Origin of the sequence: Micropruina sp., assembly GCF_027492755.1 — a bacterium.
Lineage (GTDB): Bacteria > Actinomycetota > Actinomycetes > Propionibacteriales > Propionibacteriaceae > Micropruina.
The window spans coordinates 1-5,002 of sequence record NZ_JAPUED010000240.1; the positions used below are offsets into that span (position 1 = coordinate 1).

At 69.4% G+C, this 5,002-nt stretch carries 5 protein-coding genes; 1 reads left to right on the forward strand and 4 read right to left on the reverse strand.

From position 1 onward, the window contains the following. Window positions 1-256: 256 nt before the first annotated feature. A complete protein-coding gene (locus Q0066_RS16465) occupies window positions 257-475 on the reverse strand; it encodes an exodeoxyribonuclease VII small subunit (RefSeq protein ID WP_298134979.1) in 219 nt (72 codons plus the stop codon). Further along, complete coding sequence (gene xseA / locus Q0066_RS16470; RefSeq protein WP_298134981.1) at window positions 468-1,694, reverse strand: exodeoxyribonuclease VII large subunit; 1,227 nt, start codon at window positions 1,692-1,694, stop codon at window positions 468-470. The genes Q0066_RS16465 and xseA overlap by 8 nt, the downstream gene beginning before the upstream one ends. Window positions 1,695-1,874: 180 nt before the next feature. Between xseA and Q0066_RS16475 the strand changes: the two genes are divergently transcribed. After that, window positions 1,875-2,834: a 4-hydroxy-3-methylbut-2-enyl diphosphate reductase gene (locus Q0066_RS16475; protein ID WP_298134983.1), complete on the forward strand. Its 960-nt coding sequence runs from the start codon at window positions 1,875-1,877 to the stop codon at window positions 2,832-2,834. 147 nt (window positions 2,835-2,981) lie between these two features. Here Q0066_RS16475 and ilvA read toward each other — a convergent pair whose 3' ends face one another. Then, window positions 2,982-4,253: a threonine ammonia-lyase IlvA gene (gene ilvA, locus Q0066_RS16480; RefSeq protein WP_298134984.1), complete on the reverse strand. Its 1,272-nt coding sequence runs from the start codon at window positions 4,251-4,253 to the stop codon at window positions 2,982-2,984. A gap of 21 nt (window positions 4,254-4,274) precedes the next feature. Beyond that, on the reverse strand, window positions 4,275-5,002 hold a 728-nt coding region (locus Q0066_RS16485), incomplete at its 5' end, for a DNA recombination protein RmuC (RefSeq protein ID WP_298134986.1).

Consider the following 5,002-nt stretch of genomic DNA (forward strand, 5'->3'; position numbering starts at 1 on the left):
ATCAAGTCCGGGATGACGATAGAGGTGCTTTGGTCAGCGCGCACGCGGAGATTTGAAGCGGTGGTGGGGGATGGCTGTGGCAGGTAGGTGGGCGTCTGGAGGCACCCGTAAGCGGGCGGCGCAGCCATCCCCCACCACCGCGGCGACCAAAGGTGACCACGAGGAGAAGACCAGAACTCCGCGAGGGGCCTCGACAAGCTCGACCAACGGAGGGGCCAGACGGTGAGTGGGTGATCGACCAGCGGTGGGGCCGACCTCAGTCCTCGGGAGACTCCGCAGATTGAGCGGGAGCACTGGCGGCCTCGATGGTGGCGCGGGCGCCGTCCAACCATTCCTCGCAGCGACGGGCCAACGCCTCACCCTCCTGCCAGAGCTCCATCGCCTTCGACAGGGGCACGGAGCCGGCTTCGAGGGTCTGTACCACTTCGACCAGGCGCTGTCTGGCCTGCTCGTAGCTCTGCGGCTGCTCAGCCATCGGATTCCCTCCTGGTTTCGACTGCCGTGACCTCGGCGCGGAAGAGGCCGTCGGCAAGCATGGTGACGACTGAGTCGCCGGGCGATACAACGGTGGTGGAGTCGACCGGTTCACCGGCCGCGGTGCTGACGATCGCGTAGCCGCGCAACAGGGTGGCCCGCGGTGACAGTGCGCGGATTCGTCCCAGCGCGTGTTCGACCCAGGACGCCTCTTCGCGCAGCCGGGCCCGGACGGCGCGTTCGCCCCGCGCCCGCAGCTCGGTGACTTGGCCGGCCTGGACGGTGATCGGCCCGAGCGGGTCGGCCAGCACCGGCCGGGTGCGCATGGTGGCGACGAACTGCGTCTCGCGATCGAGCATCCGCAGCATCGCGGCCCGTACCCGCTGGCCCGCCTGGTGGACCCGGGTGCGTTCCTCGGTGACGTCGGGGACCACCCGCTTGGCGGCGTCGGTAGGGGTGGCGGCACGGACGTCGGCGACCAGGTCGAGGATCGGGGTGTCCGGCTCGTGCCCGATCGCGCTCACCACCGGGGTGCGGCAGGCGAACACCGCGCGGGCCAGCGACTCGTCCGAGAAGGGCAGCAGATCCTGGAGTGAGCCGCCGCCCCGGGCGATCACGATCACCTGCACGTCCGGGTCGCGATCGAGGGCGGCCAGGGCGTCCCGCACCTGTTCGACGCAGGAGGTTCCCTGCATCATGGCGTGCTTGATGGTGAATCGGACGGCCGGCCAGCGGCTCCGCGCCACCTGCAGGACGTCGCGCTCGGCGGCGCTGCCCTCACCGGTGATCAGTCCGACGGCTCGCGGGAGGAACGGCAGGGTCTGCTTGCGGGCGCGGTCGAACAGCCCTTCGGCCTGCAGCATCCGCTTGCGCTGCTCGATCTGGGCGAGCAGCCGTCCCTCGCCGGAGGCGCGCAGGTCGCTGCATTCGAAGGTGAGCGATCCACTGCGGCTCCACACGGTCGGCCGGACCAGCGCGACGACCTCCATGCCCTCGGCGATCGGTCCGGCGGTGTCCAGGACGCCGGTCGACGCGGTGACGGTGACCGACACCTCCGCCAACGGATCGCGCAGAGTGAGGAAGTGGGTGGCGCCGCCGGAGCGACGCTTCAACTCGAGCAACTGACCGGCGACCCAGACGCTGCCGAGCCGCTCCACCCAACTCTTGGTGGCAGCCAGGATCGTCCGCAGCGGTTGCGGCTGCTCCGGACTGCTGGTCATCGGCATGGCCCGACCCTACTGGCCGCCGCCGACAAGACCCGGCGAACGCCGTCCTCCCAGCCCACCGCTCGCCGGACTATCGACCGCTCGCCGAACTCAGCGAGCCCTGAATAGTTCGGCGAGCGCGAGCGGGGCGACCCGGCGGACGGGCCGCAGAACGCGGTCGATAGACTGGCCGCCATGACCGAATCCAAACGCGTCGTCGTCGCCGCGCCCCGCGGATACTGTGCCGGCGTCGACCGGGCGGTCGTCACGGTCGAGCGGGCGCTGGACCTGTACGGCGCACCGGTTTATGTGCGCAAGCAGATCGTGCACAACCGGCATGTGGTCGAAGACCTGGAGGCCCGCGGGGCCATCTTCGTCGACGAGTTGGACGAGGTTCCCACCGGCTCGACCGTGGTCTTCTCGGCGCACGGGGTGTCGCCGGCAGTGCACACCCAGGCCGCTGAGCGGGGCCTGAAAACCATCGACGCCACCTGCCCGCTGGTCACCAAGGTGCACAGCGAGGCACGGCGGTTCGCCAACCGGGGGCTGCAGATCCTGCTGATCGGACACGCGGGACACGAGGAGGTCGAGGGCACCACCGGTGAGGCCCCGGAGCACATCACCTTGGTGGAGCGTCCTGAGGACGTGGCGAACGTCGAGGTCGCCGACCCGGCCAAGGTCGCCTGGCTCTCGCAGACCACCCTCAGCGTCGACGAGACCTGGGAGACGGTCGGCAAGTTGCGCGAGAAGTTCCCGCAGATGATCGACCCGCCCAGCGACGACATCTGCTACGCGACCCAGAACCGACAGTCCGCGGTGAAGCAGATCGCATCGGACGCGGATCTGGTGATCGTCGTCGGCTCCCGGAACTCGTCCAACTCGGTGCGGCTGGTCGAGGTGGCCCTGGAGGCCGGTGCGAAGGCGTCCTATCGCATCGACAATGCGGGCGAGATCGACGAAACCTGGCTCGAGGGTGTGCAGAAGGTCGGCGTCACCTCAGGTGCCTCGGTGCCGGACGAACTGGTGCAGGGAGTGCTCGCCTTCCTGGAAGAACGCGGCTTCCCGGCCGCCGTCGAGGAAAGGCTGACCGAGGAGAACCTGGTCTTCGCGCTGCCCCCCGAGTTGCGCAAGGACATGCGTCGCGCCGAGGCCTGAGCAGCACCGTCGATCGAGTGTGAGACACCGTCGATCGAGCGCGAGACACCGCTGATCGAGCTTGTCGAGATCCTTTCGACCGTGCGACCAGGGGTTTCGACAAGCTCAACCAGCAGTGGCTGGCTTGACCGGGACGGGACCCTGAGCTCAGACCAGGAAACGGTAGAACGGGCTGTCGGGCGCGATCCGGTCGACGATCAGGCGGCTGCTCTTCATCCGATCGAGCAGGCCCTGCAGATCCGTGGGGTCGCCCAGTTCGACGCCGACCAGCGCCGGACCGGTCTCCCGGTTCGACCGTTTCACGTACTCGAACAGGGTGATGTCATCGTCGGGACCCAGCACATCGTCGAGGAAGCGGCGCAGCGCCCCCGGCTCCTGCGGGAAGTTGACCAGGAAGTAGTGCTTGCGCCCCTCGTAGACCAACGCGCGCTCGGCGATCTCGGCGTAGCGGGAGAGGTCGTTGTTGCCGCCGGAGATGATGGCGACCACCACCCGGCCCGGCGACGGCTTGTAGAGGCCGAGCGCGGCGGTGGCGAGGGCGCCGGCCGGCTCGGCGATGATGCCGTCCACCTGGTACAGCTCGAGCATCTCGGAACAGATCCGGCCCTCGGGCACCGAGAACATGTGCGGCTTGAGCCGGCGGGCGATGTCGAAGGTGAGTTCGCCGACCCGGCGCACCGCGGCGCCGTCGACGAAGGTGTCCAGCTTGAGCAGATCGCGCGGCCGGCCCGCCTCCAGCGCGACCGCCATGGACGCCGCCCCGGACGGCTCCGCCCCCACCACCTTGCTGGTCGGGTGCCGCTCGGCGAGCCAGGTCATGCAGCCGCCGATCATGCCGCCGCCACCCACCGGAACGATCAGCGTGTCGGGTGCTCGGCCCAGCTGACGGACGATCTCAGCCGCCACGGTGCCCTGACCGGCCACCGTCCGGGGGTCGTCGAAGGCCGGCACCATGGTGCGGCCCTCGGTGGCGACGATCTCGTCGGCGCGGGCGGCAGCCTCGTCGTAGGTCTCGCCGTGGACGATCAGTTCGACCCAGCCCTCGCCCAGCTGGCGCATCCGCTGCCGCTTCTGCCGCGGTGTGGTGGACGGCACGACGACCTTGGCCTCGATGCCGAGCTTGGCGCAGGCGAACGCGACGCCCTGGCCGTGGTTGCCGGCGCTCGCGCAGACCACCCCGGCGGCCCGCTCGTCGGCGCCCAGTTGGCTGATCAGGTTGTAGGCGCCGCGCAGCTTGTAGCTGCGGACGGGTTGCAGGTCTTCGCGTTTGAGCCAGACCTGGGCGCCGGTGGCGTCCGAGAGCCGCTTGTTGAACTGCAGCGGGGTCTCGATGATGACGCCGGCCAACCTATCGGCCGCCTCTTCAATGCTCTGCGCGGTGACGCTGACGCCCGTGCTGTCCTGCGTGGTGACGCTCATTGATCCATTCTCGCGCTCACCTCAGCCGGCTGTTCGCCGACGCCGAGATGCGGGCGGATCGACGATCTCACCGGCGATCAGCTCATCGAGTGCGGGCTGCGGCCGGTTCAGGCCCTCGGGGTCGCTCGCCCTGGCGCCGATCATCGGCGTGACCTGAGCGGCGTCGTCGACCAGCTCGGACGCCGTCAGTGGCCGGACGGCGGCCTCCACCGCGTTCACCGTCGCCAACTCCTTGCCGCTGACGTGCAGGTCGCGCAGCTTGCGCGCGGTCGGGAACACCCGTGTCTCGATGGAGCCGACCGCCTGGTTGTAGGCGGTCACGGACGCGGTCAGCGACCGCCCGATCTTGTCGAAGTGTCCGCCCAGGGTGCGCAGCCGGTCGTACAGCTCACGAGCGACCTCGGACACCTCCGCGGCCGATTCGGCGAGAGCGGCCTGCTTCCAGCCGTAGGCCACCGCCCGCAGCAACGCGATCAGGGTTGTCGGCGTGGCCAGGATCACGTTGCGCTGCGACGCGTACTCGTGCAGATCGGGCTGGCGGCTGAGCGCCTCGGCGGCCAGCGCTTCACTCGGAATGAACATCACCACGAACTCCGGGGTGCCGAAGTCGGACTTGAAGTAGGCCTTGCCGGACAGCTGATCGACATGGGTGCGGACGTTCTTCGAGAACGAGGTCAGCGACACCTCGCGGGCCTGCTCGTCGTCGGTCTCGTGGGCGTCGAGGAAGGCGGCCAGCGGCACCTTCGAGT